Origin of the sequence: Bradyrhizobium sp. 2TAF36 (assembly GCF_052114925.1) — a bacterium.
In the GTDB taxonomy this organism is placed as follows: Bacteria; Pseudomonadota; Alphaproteobacteria; order Rhizobiales; family Xanthobacteraceae; genus Bradyrhizobium; species Bradyrhizobium barranii.
This window is the reverse complement of the sequence record NZ_JBFRFR010000011.1, coordinates 1-16,020: the sequence shown is the minus strand read 5'-3', so window position 1 is coordinate 16,020 and position 16,020 is coordinate 1. Positions and strand designations below refer to the sequence as shown.

Annotated in this window: 16 protein-coding genes; 9 read left to right on the top strand and 7 right to left on the bottom strand. The window is 65.1% G+C overall.

The features are described 5' to 3' along the window. The first annotated feature begins 143 nt into the window (after positions 1–143). The 5 genes from AB4Z51_RS08205 to AB4Z51_RS08185 all read left to right on the top strand — a co-directional run bounded on the left by AB4Z51_RS08205 (position 144) and on the right by AB4Z51_RS08185 (position 4,590). Positions 144–665, top strand: a complete 522-nt coding sequence (locus AB4Z51_RS08205) for a hypothetical protein (protein WP_085399635.1) — start codon at positions 144–146, stop codon at positions 663–665. A 121-nt stretch (positions 666–786) separates the two neighbouring features. Next, positions 787–981, top strand: coding sequence for a hypothetical protein (locus AB4Z51_RS08200; protein WP_028160269.1), 195 nt, complete (start codon positions 787–789; stop codon positions 979–981). A gap of 24 nt (positions 982–1,005) precedes the next feature. Beyond that, positions 1,006–1,596, top strand: coding sequence for an SCO family protein (locus AB4Z51_RS08195; protein WP_441497232.1), 591 nt, complete (start codon positions 1,006–1,008; stop codon positions 1,594–1,596). Positions 1,597–1,851: 255 nt separating this feature from the next. Further along, positions 1,852–2,787 carry a transporter substrate-binding domain-containing protein gene (locus AB4Z51_RS08190; RefSeq protein ID WP_441497231.1) on the top strand — a complete coding sequence of 312 codons (936 nt, stop codon included), beginning with the start codon at positions 1,852–1,854 and terminating at the stop codon, positions 2,785–2,787. A gap of 159 nt (positions 2,788–2,946) precedes the next feature. Then, positions 2,947–4,590, top strand: coding sequence for a lysine--tRNA ligase (locus tag AB4Z51_RS08185; RefSeq protein WP_441497230.1), 1,644 nt, complete (start codon positions 2,947–2,949; stop codon positions 4,588–4,590). A gap of 58 nt (positions 4,591–4,648) precedes the next feature. On the opposite strand, the gene AB4Z51_RS08180 is transcribed toward AB4Z51_RS08185, so the two are convergent. Beyond that, positions 4,649–5,401, bottom strand: a complete 753-nt coding sequence (locus AB4Z51_RS08180; protein ID WP_259260787.1) for a carbonic anhydrase — start codon at positions 5,399–5,401, stop codon at positions 4,649–4,651. Positions 5,402–5,526: 125 nt separating this feature from the next. Beyond that, positions 5,527–6,180: a S24 family peptidase gene (locus AB4Z51_RS08175; RefSeq protein WP_071909156.1), complete on the bottom strand. Its 654-nt coding sequence runs from the start codon at positions 6,178–6,180 to the stop codon at positions 5,527–5,529. Positions 6,181–6,473: 293 nt separating this feature from the next. Between AB4Z51_RS08175 and AB4Z51_RS08170 the strand changes: the two genes are divergently transcribed. Both AB4Z51_RS08170 and AB4Z51_RS08165 read left to right on the top strand, forming a co-directional pair. Next, complete coding sequence (locus tag AB4Z51_RS08170; RefSeq protein WP_441497229.1) at positions 6,474–6,818, top strand: DUF952 domain-containing protein; 345 nt, start codon at positions 6,474–6,476, stop codon at positions 6,816–6,818. Further along, positions 6,815–7,912 carry a quinone-dependent dihydroorotate dehydrogenase gene (locus AB4Z51_RS08165; protein ID WP_063979852.1) on the top strand — a complete coding sequence of 366 codons (1,098 nt, stop codon included), beginning with the start codon at positions 6,815–6,817 and terminating at the stop codon, positions 7,910–7,912. Before AB4Z51_RS08170 ends, AB4Z51_RS08165 begins: the two co-directional genes overlap by 4 nt. A 90-nt stretch (positions 7,913–8,002) precedes the next feature. Here the strand turns inward: AB4Z51_RS08165 and AB4Z51_RS08160 are convergent, their stop codons facing one another. The 5 genes from AB4Z51_RS08160 to AB4Z51_RS08140 form a co-directional block, all read right to left on the bottom strand. Further along, complete coding sequence (locus AB4Z51_RS08160) at positions 8,003–9,382, bottom strand: MATE family efflux transporter (protein WP_441497228.1); 1,380 nt, start codon at positions 9,380–9,382, stop codon at positions 8,003–8,005. Position 9,383: 1 nt separating this feature from the next. After that, the gene (locus tag AB4Z51_RS08155; RefSeq protein WP_441497227.1) at positions 9,384–10,118 is read right to left on the bottom strand and encodes an MBL fold metallo-hydrolase; all 735 of its coding nucleotides are present in this window, start codon (positions 10,116–10,118) and stop codon (positions 9,384–9,386) included. Between the two features lie 21 nt (positions 10,119–10,139). Beyond that, positions 10,140–10,445, bottom strand: a complete 306-nt coding sequence (locus AB4Z51_RS08150; protein WP_063979849.1) for a DUF6460 domain-containing protein — start codon at positions 10,443–10,445, stop codon at positions 10,140–10,142. A gap of 72 nt (positions 10,446–10,517) precedes the next feature. Continuing rightward, positions 10,518–12,422: an ATP-dependent DNA ligase gene (locus tag AB4Z51_RS08145; RefSeq protein ID WP_441497226.1), complete on the bottom strand. Its 1,905-nt coding sequence runs from the start codon at positions 12,420–12,422 to the stop codon at positions 10,518–10,520. Continuing rightward, a complete protein-coding gene (locus AB4Z51_RS08140) occupies positions 12,419–13,456 on the bottom strand; it encodes a ligase-associated DNA damage response exonuclease (protein WP_441497293.1) in 1,038 nt (345 codons plus the stop codon). The genes AB4Z51_RS08145 and AB4Z51_RS08140 overlap by 4 nt, the downstream gene beginning before the upstream one ends. Before the next feature lie 133 nt (positions 13,457–13,589). Between AB4Z51_RS08140 and AB4Z51_RS08135 the strand changes: the two genes are divergently transcribed. Together AB4Z51_RS08135 and AB4Z51_RS08130 are read left to right on the top strand one after the other, a co-directional pair. Beyond that, positions 13,590–14,516: a class I SAM-dependent DNA methyltransferase gene (locus AB4Z51_RS08135; protein WP_071909162.1), complete on the top strand. Its 927-nt coding sequence runs from the start codon at positions 13,590–13,592 to the stop codon at positions 14,514–14,516. A gap of 116 nt (positions 14,517–14,632) precedes the next feature. Further along, the gene (locus tag AB4Z51_RS08130) at positions 14,633–15,862 is read left to right on the top strand and encodes an ABC transporter substrate-binding protein (RefSeq protein WP_441497225.1); all 1,230 of its coding nucleotides are present in this window, start codon (positions 14,633–14,635) and stop codon (positions 15,860–15,862) included. Positions 15,863–16,020: the final 158 nt, after the last annotated feature.

The following is a 16,020-nucleotide window of genomic DNA, read 5'->3' as shown; positions in this document are numbered from 1 at the left end:
TCCGACTGCAGCGCGGGCGCAACACTGGATTTGAATTTGTTTTGAGCCAGCCGGCGTGCCTAGACAAAACCACGGTTACGACGGACGCTAGCAACGCATCACCACCTGACACGCAGATTCGAATTCGACTGGGGCGGGGGACAATGAAGTTTCTGACGGGGTTGCTCGCGGCGGTTCTCCTGATCGCGGGCATGGGGGCTTCTCACGCAGTGGTTCGAATTGCGGATGACCGCGGTGGCCGGATCGGAACCTACGTCGACAGGTACCAGGATCTGCGCCAGTCAGGCGACACCGTCATCATCGACGGCCTCTGTGCCTCGGCCTGCACCATCGTCCTCGGCGCCATTCCGCGCGACCGCATCTGTGTGACCTCGCACGCGACCCTTGGCTTCCACGCCGCCTGGGATTTTGGCGCCAACGGCCGTGCGGTGACCAACTCCGAAGCGACCCAGATGCTCTATGCGATGTATCCCTCGCAGGTGAAGCGCTGGATCAACCAGCGCGGCGGCCTCACCCCGCACATGCTCTTCCTGAGGGGCAAGCAGCTCCAGGCCATGTACAAGCCCTGCTACCTCGACGCGCAGGCCTCGACCAACCGACCCCTGCGCCGGGCTCTCCCGCAAGCGGAAGAGCTGGAGTCCGCTCGGGGCCAGCTGCTTCGCTGACGTCATCGGCGCGATCTGACTCCGGGAAGTATTCCTTGGAACACCCGCGGCGCTTGCCCGGGCCCGGGCCAACGCCTATTTGAATGGCAAGGGAACCGGGGCCTTCGCCCCGATCGTTGTCATGGCTCAACCACTGCACCCGGCCCAACCGCTACAGGACAATTCGCCCACTGCCGGCCGGCTGCCGTTCGTGCTGCTGTTGGCTGGCGCGGGGATCGGCGGTCTGGTCGTGCTCGGCGCGCTGGCGCTCTGGTTCCACTACGGCAGCCAGGTGTTCTTCGAAATGATCAGGACCGGCTTTGCCGCCTGCTTCTGACCTGCGACAGGAAGTTTTCCGCTCATGAGCTCCACCGCCCGTCCGCTGGTGATCGCGACCGCCTTCGCTGCAAGCCTCGTCGTCGGACTATTGATCGTGTTCTGGGCGATGGGCGGGGTCAGCAAGGTGGCGCAGCCGGCCGCGATCGGCGGCCCGTTCCAGCTCACCGACCAGCACGGCAACGCCGTCACCGACAAGAACCTGAAGGGCAAACCGACCCTGATCTTCTTCGGCTATACCCATTGCCCCGACGTCTGCCCGACCTCGTTGTTCGAGATTTCGGAGGTGCTGCGCGCGATGGGCAAGGATGCCGACAAGGTCAATGCCGTCTTTATCTCGGTCGATCCCGAGCGCGATACGCCGGCGACGATGAAGGACTATCTGTCGAGCTTCGACCCGCACCTCGAAGGGCTCAGCGGCGACCCCGCCGAGACCGCCAAGGTGATCACCTCCTACCGGGTCTATGCCAAGAAGGTCCCGACCAAGGACGGCGACTACACCATGGACCACACCGCGCTGATCTACCTGATGGACCGCGACGGGCGGTTCGTATCGCCGTTCAACATGAAGCGGACGCCGGAAGAGGCCGCGGCCGATTTGAAGCGGTATCTCTGAGGGCCCCTTTCGGGCGCAGTCCTCTCCACATCGTCATGGCCGGGCTTGTCCCGGCCATCCACGTTCTTCGGAGGGTGCTAATGTTCGTGGATGCCCGGGCCTTCGCCTCGCCGGAGGGGCTGCGGCCCCGCAGGCGGGACAAGCCCGGGCATGACGGCTGAGAGACCTTACCCATCCCGCAATCGGCGCTCGCGTTCCCGGCGGGATGGTCTATAACGCCTTCCGATCCCGCCGAAATTCGTTCATTTCCCGCCGATGGCCCCGTCGCGACAGGCAAAATCGTCCAAAACCGTGCGCCGCGTCCTGACCGGGCTGGTCGCCTGCGCATGTCTGCTCGTAGGCCTGCCCTCCGCAAAGGCCCAGGCCCCGGCCAAGCAGCCTCCGGCGGCACCCCAGGCCACGCCGCAAACCGCCCCCCAGGCGGCCCCGCAGGCCGTGCCCGGCTTCTGGGACCCGCGGCGGCGGCCCGAGCGGCCCGACCTGTCGCGCCTGACCGTGATCCGCTTCCTGACCGAGACCGACTATCCGCCGTTCAACTACACCGGCGCCGACGGCAATCCGGCCGGTTTCAACGTCGATCTCGCCCGCGCGCTGTGCGAGGAGATCAAGGTCACCTGCACGGTGCAGATGCGTCGCTTCGAAACGCTGGTTGACGCGCTCTCCTCCAACCGGGGCGATGCCATCATTGCCTCGATGGCGGTGAGTCCGCAGCTTCGCGTCCGCGTCGATTTCACCGATCCCTATTACCGCGTGCCGGCGCGCTTCGCCTCGCGCAAGGACGCGGTGATGCCGGAGATCCGGCCCGAATATCTCGAAGGCAAGAAAGTCGGCGTCATCGCCGGCTCCGCGCACGAAGCGTACCTCAAGGCGATGTTCACCGACGCCGAGCTGCACCCCTATCCCAACGACGACGCGATGCGCGCAGCCTTGCGCAAGGGCGAGGTCGACTTCATCTTCGGCGACGCCATCTCGCTGGCGTTCTGGATCAACGGCACGGATTCTGGCGATTGCTGCGCCTTCTCCGGCGGTCCCTTCGTCGAGAGCCGCTTCTTCGGCGAGGGCATCGGCATTGCCGTCCGCAAGGGCAACGACGTGCTGCGCCAGGCCCTGAACTGGGCCCTGTTCCGCGTCTGGGAGAAAGGCCGCTACACCGATCTGTGGCTGCGGTATTTTTCGGTGAGCCCGTTTTAGTGCCGTAGGGTGGGCAAAGGCGCGCTAGCGCCGTGCCCACCGTCTTTGGCAGTGGTGGGCACGCTTCGCTTTGCCCACCCTACGATTCCACGATAAAGGCGCTGCTACTTTTGCATTCTGCCCGGAAATCGCTATTTTCCGCGGCCCGGAGGCCCCTGAATGTCTGTCATCGATCTTGCCGCGAACCCGAGCGACCTGCGTGCGCTCGCCGAACAATCCAACGCCTGGCCGTTCGAGCAGGCGAAGGCCATTGTCGCGCGGCTGAAGAAAAGCCCGAAGGACGAGGTGCTGTTCGAGACCGGTTACGGCCCGTCCGGCCTGCCGCATATCGGCACGTTCGGTGAGGTCGCGCGCACCTCGATGGTGCGCCATGCCTTCCGCGTGCTGACCGAGGACAAGATCAAGACGCGCCTGCTGGCGTTCTCCGACGACATGGACGGGTTTCGGAAAGTCCCCGACAACGTCCCCAACAAGGAAATGCTGGCCGCGCATCTCGGCAAGCCGCTGACGCGGGTGCCGGATCCGTTCTCCAACGAGTACCCGTCGTTCGGACACCACAACAACGCGCGCCTGCGCGCCTTCCTCGATCATTTCGGCTTCGACTACGAGTTCGCGAGCTCGACCGACTATTATACGTCCGGCCGCTTCGACGCGACGTTGCTGAAGATGCTCGCGGCCTACGACAAGGTGATGGCGATCATCCTGCCGACGCTCGGGCCTGATCGCCGCGCAACCTATTCGCCGTTCCTGCCGATCAGCAAGACCACCGGTGTCGTGTTGCAAGTGCCGATGATCCGCCGCGACGTCGCGGCCGGCACGGTGACCTATGTCGATCCCGATACCAATCAGGAAGTCGAGACGCCGGTGACGGGCGGCAACGTCAAGTGCCAGTGGAAGGCCGACTGGGCGATGCGCTGGGTCGCGCTCGGCGTCGACTACGAGATGGCCGGCAAGGACCTGATCGACTCCGTGAAGTTGTCCGGTGCGATCGCCAAGGCGCTCGGCGCCACGCCGCCCGAAGGTTTCAACTACGAGCTTTTCCTCGACGAGAAGGGCCAGAAGATCTCGAAGTCGAAGGGCAATGGTCTCACCATCGACGAATGGCTGCGCTATGCGTCGCCGGAATCGCTGTCGCTGTTCATGTATCGCGAGCCGAAGGCGGCCAAGCGGCTGTACTTCGATGTCATCCCGCGCAATGTCGACGACTACCAGCAGTTCATCGACGGCTTTGCGAAGCAGGATGGCAAGCAGCAGCTCGGCAATCCGGTCTGGCACATTCACAACGGCCATCCGCCGCAGGGCGACATGCCCGTCACGTTCCAGCTCCTCTTGACGCTGGTGTCGTCGTCGAACGCGGAGAATGCCGAGACGCTGTGGGGCTTCATCGGCCGCTATCGTCCCGGCGTGAGCCCGCAGACGCATCCGAAGCTCGATGCGATGGTCGGCTATGCCATCAACTACTATCGTGACTTCGTGGCGCCGACGAAGCTGTTCCGCGAGCCGACCGAGGTTGAGCGCGCCGTGTTGCAGGATCTGCGCGATGCGCTGTCGCAGCTTCCGCAGGAATCCTCGGCCGAGGACATCCAGAACGTCGTCTACGAGATCGGCCGCCGCGAGCCGTTCCTCGACCAGGTCAAGAAGGGCAAGGACGGCCGCCCGGGCGTGACGCTCGACTGGTTCAACATGCTCTACCAGGTGCTGCTCGGCCAGGAGAAGGGCCCGCGCTTCGGCTCCTTCGTTGCGGTCTACGGCGTGCAGAACGCGGTGAACATGATCGACGGCGCGCTGGCGCGAAGCGCGTAGTAGATGCCGTAGCCCGGATGTCGCTACGCTCATCCGGGCTACAGATTTGAAGCGCGCCTCAGATCGAGCGCAGCACGAAGCGCCGGTTGTCCTTCTGCACCGGGCGGGCGTTCATCGGATAGAGCTTTGCGAACGCGGCGACGTCGGTGGCTGAGACCTGGATCGGGTCGGTCAGCAGCAGCCATTCGACCACCTCCGAACAGGGCGGGGTCGTCAGCGAGCCGGAGTAGCGGAAGTAGCTCAGCCTGTGCGGCAGCATGGCGTGGGGATCGATGGCCGCGTCGGCCTTCACCGCGGGCCCTTCCGCCGCCGGCATGGTCTTGACGATCTTGCCGAAGGCCGTGTTCGGCTTGCCTTCCGCCATCAGTACGCCGACCACGGCGAGCCCGCCGGCATCGTTGCGATGCACGAAGTGCGCTTCCATCGGAAAGTTCTTGCCGCCGATCGTGTGTTCGCTCGGCCGGTGGAAGTGCACCTGGAGCAGCTTGTATTTGACGTCGCCGAGCGTGAGCGTGCTGCCTTCGGCGAAGTTGAGCTGGATCGTGTGCCCGTTGTTGACGATGGTGTCGGCGCTCTTGCCCCAGTTCAGCTTCAGAACAGGCAATTGCGACTTGATCGTCCCCTCGATGTCGATCGGCGATTGCTGCAGGCCGACCGCGCAGGCCTTGTTGGCCGCGTCGAGATCGCCCCATTTGGCCGGGCCGCCGGCGCCCTCGTAGCTCCAATGCGTGCCTTCGGCGGCAAAGGCCGGCTTGCACAGCGGACAAAGCGCGAGACCCGCCAGGGCCTTCAATGCGTGACGGCGATTCATCATATCCCCCTGCGATGAATTTGATCGGCAAAATCGGCCGCAACCTATGCGAGAGGGGTGGTGAGTCGCAAGGTCGCCGGGGCGAGAAGCGGCGCGGCCGGCGTCATGGTCCGGTCACGACGCAATCACTGGCTCGCCCACACGATTCGCGCGATCCAGCCGACGTCGCTCGGCGCCATCGTATGCTCCGCCTGCGATGCATCGAGCGGCTGCAATTCCAGTGCCTTTGCCGTGCGGCGCTTCAGCGTCGCGACCGTCACCTCGCCCGCCTTGGTCTTCACCACCACGCGATCGCCTCTGCGGATCGGCGCGCGGGGAGAGATCAGGATGACGTCGCCGTCGCGATAGGCCGGGGCAAGCGCATCGCCGGAAATCTCCAGCGCAAAGGCGCGACTGTCCTCGGCGGTGGGAAGCGCAAGTTCGGTCCAGCCCTTGCCGGATGGAAAGCCGGACTCGTCGAAAGCTCCGCTCGCGCCGGCTAGTGCGAGGCCGAGCAGCGGCACCGAGCGGCCATCGCTGGCGTCGTCACCGGTCAACCCGGCAAAGGTGTCCATCGAGGAGCCGGCCGCCGCCAGCGCTTTCGCGATCGATTCGGTGGATGGCCAGCGCTCGCGCCCGTCGGGGGTGACGCGCTTGGACTTGTTGAAGGTGGTGGGATCGAGCCCGGCCCGCTTGGCGAGGCCGGACGGCGATAGGCCGGCACGCTCCGCCAGCCGATCCAGCGCTCCCCAGATCTGGTCGTGAGTCAGTATCCTCTGCGCTTTGGCCTGTCTGACCATGGAAGGTCCAGCCCGTCGCAACTCAGGAAAACTGTCCTCAAATCAACCGGTTTTCCGTTTTTCGCGCAAGGGGTGGCGGGAGAAGCATTTTCAAGCGAAGCGGATACCGGTGCGCGTCAAGAAAACGCGTCAAAACAAGAATTTAAAGCCCCGTTCCGATTTCATCGGAACGGAAATGGCTCTAAGCCTTGAGTTCGGAGGGGGCGGCCATTACGGTCGCGCCCGGGTTTTGAGGACCCGCACGAGACGAAAAAACCCAAAAGACTCAAAGAGCAAACAGGGCTGCGTGAGCGGTGGTCAAGATCTACAAAATCTGTCCGGCCTCGGCCTGGCGCGAGGCGGAACGGCAGGGTGTCTACCGGGGCAGCGCGGACGATTCGCGCGACGGTTTCATCCATTTCTCGACCGCGCCCCAGGTTCCCGAGACCTTGCGCAAGCACTATTTCGGGCAGCGCGCGCTGTTCCTGGTCGAGGTCGACGGCGACGCGCTCGGCGGCGAATTGCGCTGGGAGCGCTCGCGCAATGAGGAGCTGTTTCCGCACCTCTATGGCGAGCTCGATCTCGGCGCGGTGCTGTCGGTGATGAACCTCAACATGCGCTCCGATGGCGGCCACGACGTTCCGGAGCTTATCCCGTGATCCGCGCTTTCGACGCCTTTTCGCTGCCGGTGCTGCGCTGGCTCGATCCGGAGGATGCGCATCGCCTCGCGATCCAGGGCCTGCGTTTCCTGCCGCCGGTCAAGCCGCGGCCTGACGATCCCAAGCTCGCCGTGCGTGCCTTCGGGCTCAACTTCCCCAATCCGATCGGCATGGCCGCGGGCTTCGACAAGAGCGCCGAGGTGCCGGATGCGCTGCTGCGGCTCGGCTTCGGCTTCGTCGAGATCGGTTCGGTGACGCCGAAGCCGCAAAGCGGCAATCCGCGGCCGCGGCTGTTTCGTCTGGAGCGCGACGAGGCCGTGATCAACCGCATGGGCTTCAACAATGATGGCGCGGAAGTCGCGCTGCGCAGGCTCGCGGCGCGCGCGCAGCACGGCGGCATCGTCGGGGTCAATGTCGGTGCCAACAAGGATTCGCCGGATCGCGTTGGCGATTACGTCAAGCTGATCGAGACTTTTGCGCCGGTCGCGAGCTATTTCACCGTCAACGTCTCCTCGCCGAACACGCCGGGTCTGCGCAATTTGCAGGAAGGTGCGCTGCTGGACGATCTCCTCGCCAGGGTGATCGACGCGCGCGAGCGGGTGCGCCAGAAGGCCGGCGACACGCCGGTGCTGCTCAAGATCGCGCCTGATTTGAGCCTCGCCCAGCTCGACGACGTCGTGCAGGTGGCGCGCTCGCGCCGGGTCGACGGCATGATCGTGGCGAACACGACGATCGCGCGGCCGAGCACGCTGCGCGAGGAAATGCGCGCCAAGGAGCAGGGTGGTCTGTCCGGCCGGCCGCTGTTCCGCCTGTCGACGCGCATGGTCGCGGAGACCTATGTGCGCGTCGAGGGCGCCTTCCCCTTGATCGGCGTCGGCGGCGTGGATTCGGGCGGAGCCGCGCTGACGAAGATCCGCGCCGGCGCGAGCCTGATCCAGCTCTATTCGTCGCTGGTCTACAAGGGCCTCGGCCTCGTCGACGAAATCAAGCGCGATCTCACCTCGACGCTGCTGCGGACAGGGCGAGATTCGCTGTCAGAGATCGTCGGCGCCGACGCGGCGACGCTGACGGCGGAAGACTGGCCGGGGATGTAGGGCCTCTTTCGCCTCTCCCCGCGTGCGGGGAGAGGCTGGAATTTGCGAGAGCAAATTCCGGGTGAGGGGGAGCCTCCACGAGTCCAGCTCTCACCGTCCTCGTGGAGACTCCCCCTCATCCCGACCTTCTCCCCGCAAGCGGGGGGAAGGAGAAGGGAACGTCACCCGATACAGCGCCGGATAGCGCGCGCCCTGCAATCCGCCGCGGGCGACGTAGAAGGCGATCAGCGCGCTCCACAGCCCGGCATTGCCGAACGATTGCAGCGCCCACCAGGCGCCGATAAAGATCGTGAACGATAACAGCATTAGATTGCGCATCTCGCGCGCCCAGGTCGCGCCGACATAGATGCCGTCGAAGCCGAAGGCGAACACGCCGGGGATCGGCGCAAGCACGATGAACGGCAGGAATTCGCGCGCGGCGCGGCGGACGTCCTCGCTCGCTGTCATGACATTGATCAGGTTCGGCCCGAACAGCGCGAAAAGCACCGCGACGACCAGCGCGAAGCCGAGGCCCCACAGCAGCACCAGCCGCGTCGAGTCCGCAAAGCCCCTGGCATCGCGTGCGCCAAACGTGCGGCCGCAGAGCTGCTGGGCTGCGTTCGCAAGACCGTCGAGGAAGAAGGCGCTGACCAGCAGGAAATTGTTCAGCACGGAATTCGCTGCCAGCGTAACGTCACCGGCGCGTGCGCCCTTGGCGGTGAAGAACAGGAACACGGCGATCAGCGCCGCGGTGCGGATCATGATGTCGGAGTTCACCGCCAGCAGCCGCATCAGTTTTGCCCGGTCGAGCAGCGTGGCAAGGGGCACCGCAAAGCCGCCATCCGCATAGCGCCGGCAGACGATCACGCCGAGCACGAAGCCAATCGTCTCCGAGAGCAGTGCGGCGATCGCCGCGCCCGCGATGCCGGTGTCGTAGACCAGCACCAGCAAAATCGTCGCCGCCATGTTGATGAGGTTGATGACGACCTGCAGCAGCAGCGCCGGATTGGCGCGCGCCTGCCCCACCAGCCAGCCGAGAATGACGTAGTTGGCGAAGGCGAACGGCGACGACCATATCCGGATCATGAAATAGGTCTTTGCCGCGCGCGTGACGCCTTCGCTGCCGCCCATCAGGTCGAACAGCCCGGCGGCCAGCGGCAGTTGCAGCACGATCAGCGCGGCGCCGATCAGGCCCGCGACGATGAAGCCGCGCACCAGGATCACGGTCTGCTCGCGCGTCTCGCCCGCGCCCAGCGCCTGCGCCGTGAAGGCGAGTGTGCTCATGCGCAGGAAGCCGAATAGCCAGAACAGGCAGTCGAAGATGACGGAGGCCATCGCGACACCGCCAAGCAGCGCGGCATCGTCGAGCCGCCCGATCGCGGTGGTCGAGACTACGCCGATCAGCGGCGTGGTGAGGTTCGCGACCATCGCGGGACCGGCGATGGTGAAGACCTGGCGAGAGCCGATCCTGGGATGAACGGGCGCGTGCATGTCAGAACACGACCACCATGCCGTCTTCGGCGGCGAGATGCGGTACGTCGTCCAGGCGCGACAGCACGTCGTCGCTCATATGGGTGAGGACAAGCCGCTTGGCGCCGATGGCGGGGAGGTGCTGTTCCAAGGTCTTCAGGCTGAGATGGTTCTTGACCACCTTCTCGTACATATAGGCTTCCGCAATGAAAAGGTCCGCGCCATGCGCCAGCGGAATGAGCGCCTCCGTCCATTCGGTATCGGCGCTGTAGGCGAGCGTGCGATCTTCAACCTCGACGCGGTAGGCCAGATGCGGCCCGCCGGATTCGCCGTGCACCACCGGGTAGGGCGTTACATTCACTCCGCCGAAGGATTGGCTTTGCCCAGGCGCGAGTTCGATGAGGTTCAGCTCGAAGCGCTGCTTGGTCTTCGAGGAGTGCTCGAACAGCGCCTCCATCACTTGGGCGAGCCGCGTCTCGAGGCCTTGCGGGCCCGCGATCGTCAGCGGCCGGGTCCGCCGCGAGAATTGCGCATCGAGCAGGACAAACGGCAGCCCGGCAAAATGGTCGCCGTGGAAATGCGTGATGAGAATGAGGTCGATCTCGTTGCGGTCGATCTCGAGTCGCTTCAACGCCGGCAGAGCCGACGCGCCGCAATCGATCAGGAAGTTGGCCGCGCGCCCCGAGATGTGGAAGCAGGTGTTGAGCCTGCCGCCCGAGCCGAAGGCGTCGCCGCAGCCGACAAAGCGCAATTGCATCGGCTGCGGGCTCCCAAATCCTTACCTGTTGCGCGGCGCGCCGAATACGCGCGACAGCAGCCAGATCGGAACCACGATGACGGCGCCGAGCAGGAAGTAGCGCCACAGCCAGTTCACCGCGTCGAAGCCGAGATCCCAGAGACGCTGGAACAGCAAGCGGATGCTGTAGATGATGTTCCAGGGATCGAAGCCGATCGCGGCGAGCACGACGCCGACCAGGATCGAGAGCAGGACCAGGCGAAACGCGACCGCCAGCGGCGAGCCGCCGAGAAAGCGGTTCAGCCCATCGCTGCGGCCGGCCGGCAAATCTCTGACGTCTTGGACCATCTCAAGCTCCTCGCGGGGATTCGACCCCATTATAGGTCACGGCGGGGCACATGGGGAACCCGCATTCCCTCGTCAATGGCTGTCGGCGGAAGCCGCAACCTTAATTGTTGGTAGGGATTCGTCAGCCTTCAGCATCTTTTCCAGCGTTTCCAGCCGATCGGCCTCGCGCGGCGGCTTGTCCCAGCGCAGCCGGCTGATGCGGGGAAAGCGCATGGCGACGCCGGATTTGTGCCGCGGGGAACGCTGCAGCCCCTCGAACGCCACCTCCAGCACGAGGCCCTTGTCGGGCTCATGCACGACGTGGCGCACGGGGCCGAATTTCTCGGTGGTGTTGCGGCGGACGAAACGGTCGATCTGCAAGAGCTCCTCGTCGGTGAAGCCGAAATAGGCTTTTCCGACCGGCACCAGCTCATCGCCGGCTTCGCCCTCGGTCCAGACGCCGAAGGTGTAGTCGGAGTAGTAGGATGAGCGTTTGCCGTGGCCGCGCTGCGCATACATCAGCACGGCATCGATGATGTGCGGATCGCGCTTCCACTTCCACCACTGGCCTTTTGGCCGCCCCGGCAGGTAAGGCGCATCGCGCCGCTTCAGCATGACGCCTTCGACGGCGTCGGCATCTTCGCCCGCGCCGGCACTCGCGGGATCGGCGCGCGCCGCGGTGAGCGCCTGCCAGCTTGCGAAGGGCACGGTGGGCGACAGATCGATGCGGGGATCGTCGAGCTTGCCGATGAACGTCTCCAGCCGTTCGCGCCGCTCCGCGAAGGGCAGCTCGCGCAGATCGTTCTCGTCGTCGCCGAGCAGATCATAGGCGCGCAAATGGATCGGAAACTCCTTGATCAGCTTCGGCGAAACGACCTTGCGGTTGAGGCGCTGTTGCAGAACATTGAAACTCTGCACGCGGCCTTCGCGCAGGATCAGAAGCTCGCCGTCGATTGCGCCTGCGAGCCGCAGCGACGGTACGAGGTCCGGAAAGCTCCCCGTGATGTCCTCGCCGGTGCGCGAATAGAGCCGCGCCGTGATCTGCCCGCGCTCATCGCGGCCCGCCACCGCCTGCACGCGGATGCCGTCCCACTTCCATTCGGCGATGTAGTCGGCGGGATCGAGCGCGGCGAAATCCGTGTCCTCGATCGCGTGCGCGAGCATCACGGGCCGGAACGGCGCGGGATCGCGATTGACCGGCCTTTCGCCGCGGCCTTCGAGCCAGGCGAACAGGTCGAGATAGGGAGGGCTGAGCCCCGGCCAGATCAGCTCGACCTCATGCGGGTCCTTGTCGCCAAGCGCAGCGGCCGCGGTCTTCGCCAGCCGCGCGGAGATGCCGATGCGCAGTGCGCCGGTGACGAGCTTCAGCAGCGCCCAGCGGCCGGTCTCGTCGAGCTCGTCGAGCCAGCGCTCGAGCTGCTTTGGCAGCTCGGTCTTGCCGAGCGTGCGCAGCGTGGTGACGACGTCCGTGAGGGTTGGGGGCGGCGGGTTGTTGTGGTTGCTTGGGTGGGGCGCATCGCTGGCATCTCGCCCGCGGTACCCCTCTCCCTGCCCCTCCCCCGCAAGGGGGGAGGGAAGGGAGAGAGTGGTGCCTCCATCACTCGCTGAATCACTGTCAGTCGTAATGCTCACCGGCCGCCGCGCGCCCCGCTGCGCTCCCTCCCCCCTTGCGGGGGAGGGCGGGGGAGAGGGGGGGCCCGGAAAAGACTTTCCGTTGCCGGGCACCCGCCGCGGCCACATCAGCGCCACCGTCTCCGAGAGATCGCCAACGTAATCGTAGGACAACCCGAACAGCACCTCATCCGTGCGCGCTGCGATCAGATCGCGGATCAGCGCGGGCTTGGCATGCTTGAAGCTCAGCGCGCCGGTCAGCGCGGCCAGGGCGTAGCCGCGGTCGGGATCGCCGACCTCGCGGAAATAACCGGTGATCAGCCGCAGCTTGTTGTTGCGGCCGGGCTCGTAGGCGAGGCGATCCAGCAGTTCGGCGAAGCGGTTCATGCTTCGGCCTCATCTTGAAGCGGCGTCTCGCTCTCCTCCTCGTCGCCATAGCCGACGAGATCGAGCGGCTGCGCGCGAAGACCTTGCGACTTGCACCAATGCACCAGCGCGTCTTCCTGGCCGTGCGTCACCCAGATCTCGCCGGCACCGGTCGCCGCGATCGTGGCGGTGAGGCCGTCCCAATCGGCGTGGTCGGAGATCACCAGCGGCAGCTCGATGCCGCGCTGCCGTGCGCGGGCACGCACCCGCATCCACCCCGAGGCAAAGGCGGTGACGGGATCGGGAAAGCGCCGCGTCCAGAGGTCCGAGGTGGCCGACGGCGGTGCCAGCGTGATGGTGCCGGCGAGCGCCGCCTTCTTTACGCCCATCACCGGCTTGAGCTCGCCGAGATTGATCCCGCGGCTCTGATAGTACTCGGTGATCTTCTCCATCGCGCCATGCAGGTAGATCGGTGCGTCATAGCCGGCCTGTCGCAACAGCGCGATCACGCGCTGCGCCTTGCCGAGCGAATAGGCGCCGACGAGATGTGCGCGTTCGGGAAACAATGCAACGGAGGCCAGCAGCTTCCTCACCTCGCCGGCGGCATCGCCATGGCGAAACACCGGCAGGCCGAAGGTGGCTTCAGTGATGAAGACGTCGCAGGGCACGAGTTCGAACGGCGTGCAGGTCGGGTCGGGCGCATCCTTGTAGTCGCCGGAGGCGACGATGCAGGTGTCCTTGCAGGTCACAGCGATCTGCGCCGAGCCCAGCACATGACCGGCCGGGTGAAACGTCACACGGACGTCGCCGAGCCCGATCTCCTCGCCATAGCGGATCGCTTGCGTCGAGCCGGCAAAGTTCTCGCCATAGCGCAGCCGCATCATGTCCAGCGTTTCCTGCGTCGCCAGCACCGCGCCATGGCCGGCGCGGGCATGGTCGGAATGGCCGTGGGTGATCACGGCCCGCTCGACCGGGCGGACAGGGTCGATGTGGAAGTTGCCAGGCTTGCAGCACAGGCCGTCAGCAGTTGGCAGCAGGATGTCTTGCGGACGCATGTTCGTCATATAGGGAGCGGCCGCCCCAAATGAACCCGTCATTCGCGGGCTTGACCCGCGCCTCCATCCTCTTAAACAGTTCCCTTTTTGATGGATTGCCGGGTCGAGCCCGGCAATGACGAGCCGAGTTCCTATGCCCCTGCGCCTGTTCCACTCCTCCGGCGATCTCATGGCCGACCGCCGTTTCGAGTTCGCGCGCGACCTCCAGCTCAAGGGCGATCTGCCCGCCGCCGCCGACCTCATCGAGCAGGCGATCGAGCTCGCGCCTGACTTCACTTCGGCCTGGTTCACGCTCGGCGAGATCCGCCAGCAGCTCGGCGAGCGCGACAAGGCGATTGCGGCGTTCCGGAAAGCACGCGACTGCGACCCTGAGGACCAGCACGGCTCCGGCCTGCATCTGATGCGGCTCGGCGACGCGCAGATGGCGGAGATGCCCAAGGCCTATGTGCAGGCCCTCTTCGATCAATATGCGCCGCGCTTCGAGCACACGCTGATCAACGATCTCGACTATCGCGCACCGTCGCTGATCTTCAAGGCGGTGGTGGCCGCGCGCGTCGTCGCCAAGAAGCCGGCCTTGTTCAAGCGCGCCATCGATCTTGGTTGCGGCACCGGGCTCGCCGCCGCCGCCTTCGCCAAGCAGGTCGATCATTTCATCGGCATCGATCTGTCGACCGGCATGATCAAGGAGGCGCGCGCCACCGAGCTCTATGCCGAGCTCGAGGTCGCCGACATGATCGAAGGCCTGCGCACCAAGGGCGATACGAGCGCGAACCTCGTCGTCGCCGCAGATGCGTTCGTCTATCTCTCCGATCTCGCGCCGGTGCTCACGGAAGCGCAGCGCGTGCTCGTATCCGGCGGCGTGCTCGCTTTCACGCTGGAGACGCATGACGGCAGCGGCATCGTGCTCGGCGAAGGCCTGCGCTATGCCCATTCGGCGGAATATGTGCGTGACGCGATGGCGAAGGCCGGGCTCAAGCTGCTGACATTGGAGCCGGCATCGCCACGCATCGAGAACAACGAGCCGGTGCGCGGCCTCGTCGTCGTCGCCGAGAAAACTTGAGTTTAGGCGCTAAAAACCCCGCGATTTAAGCGTCATTGCGTCGCAAAGCGGCGTCTTCCTACTTGCGAGCCGTGCTGCGTTGCCAGCACAATGCGCGCACTAGGGAGAAACAAATAATGACCAAGAATCCATCGCGGCGCGATTTCAGCGCCGGCGCGCTCGCCACCGTCGCTGCATCCACCTTGCCTGCGCCGTATGTCTGGGCCGCGGAGAAGAAATACGATGCGGGCGCCAGCGACACCGAGATCAAGATCGGACAGACCGTGCCGCATTCCGGTCCCGGCTCGCTCTATGGGGTGTTGGGGCGCATCGGCGAGGCCTATTTCCAGATGCTGAACGAGAAGGGCGGCATCAACGGACGCAAGGTCAAGTTCCTTACCATGGACGACGCCTACAGCGCGCCGAAATGCGTCGAGGCGACGCGGCGCCTGGTCGAGCAGGAAGAGGTGCTGGCGCTCTATGGCTCGCTCGGCACCGCGCCGCAGACCTCCGTGCACAAATATCTCAATTCCAAGGGCGTGCCGCAACTGCTGCTCAACACCGGCGCGTCCAAGTGGAACAATCCAAAAGAGTTCAAATGGACGATGGCGGGCCTGCCGCTCTATCCGACCGAAGCGCGCATCCTGGCGCGGCACGTCCTCAGCGTGAAGCCGAGTGCCAAGGTCGGCATCCTCTACCAGAACGACGATTTCGGCCGCGACTTCCTCGGTCCGTTCAAGAAGGTGCTGGCGGATGCCGGGGGCACCGCGCAGGTGATCATGGAGCAGACCTACGATCTGACCGATCCGACCGTCGATTCCCAGCTCATCAATCTCTCGAAATCGGGCGCCGACGTCTTCTACAACATTTCCACCGGCAAGGCGTCGTCGCAGTCGATCCRCAAAGTGGCCGAGCTCGGCTGGAAGCCGCTGCAATTGTTGTCAGCCGGTTCGACCGGTCGTTCGATCCTCAACGCAGCAGGCCTCGAGAACGCCACCGGCATCGTCGCCATCCGCTACAACAAGGAGGTCGGCCTGCCCAAATGGGAGAAGGACCCCGACGTGATGGCGTTCGAGGAGCTGCGCAAGAAGTACACGCCGGCGATCGATCAGGACAACACCATCGCGTTTGCCGGTTACGGCCAGGCCGTCACCATGGGCGAGATCCTGCGCCGCTGCGGCGACGATCTCACCCGCGCCAACGTGCTGAAGCAGGCGTCCACGCTCGCAGGCTTCCACTCGCCCTATTTCCTCGACGGCGTCACCTACAGCTACACGCCGGAGGACTACACGCCGATGAAGACGCTCTTCATCTCCACCTTCAGCGGCAAGGACTGGGACATCTCCGACAAGCCGATGTCGGAGTAGGCCGCGCTTTCTTCCTTCTCCCCTTGTGGGAGAAGGTGGCGCGAAGCGCCGGATGAGGGGTTGTTTCCGCGAATTCAGAAGTAAGAGAGTCACGCGCGGAGAGATACCCCTTGTAAGTCGAAGCGCCGCAGGTCTGCTATTGTAGACGTTGCGGTGAC